Origin of the sequence: Salmonella sp. SAL4457 (assembly GCF_046548235.1) — a bacterium.
Lineage (GTDB): Bacteria > Pseudomonadota > Gammaproteobacteria > Enterobacterales > Enterobacteriaceae > Salmonella > Salmonella enterica.
Genome location: NZ_JBGDZO010000120.1, coordinates 1 through 377 on the forward strand (window position 1 = coordinate 1; position 377 = coordinate 377).

Genomic DNA, 377 nt, shown 5'->3' on the forward strand with positions numbered 1-377 from the left:
GCCATCGGTTGTCTGCTCGGGCCGTCGCAGCTGTATTTCAGCGTGCGCGGCCTGGTTGGGTGATCGGGCTGGTCCGGGCTCCCTCTCCCTGAAGGGCGAGGGGCAGCGGATTTCGCCCTTCGGGCGGCTTTTGTCAGTGCGCCACTGCCGCCGCGCCGTGCTCGTCGATCAGCGCACCGCTGTGGAAACGTTCGATGGAGAAGGGCGCGGCCAGCGGATGCGGTTCGCCCTTGGCCAGGGTGGCGGCGAAGACGTTTCCGGAGCCGGGAGTGGCCTTGAAGCCGCCGGTGCCCCAGCCGCAGTTGAAGAACAGGTTCTGCACCGGAGTCTTGCCGATGATCGGGCAGGCGTCCGGGGTGGTGTCGACGATGCCGCCC

General features: G+C 68.4%; 1 protein-coding gene. It reads right to left on the reverse strand.

Going from position 1 to position 377, the window contains the following annotated elements; translation table 11 throughout:
• Positions 1-133: 133 nt before the first annotated feature.
• Positions 134-377 (reverse strand): FAD-dependent oxidoreductase (locus tag ACLJNW_RS23515; protein ID WP_410961128.1); only part of this gene is annotated, 244 nt, incomplete at its 5' end.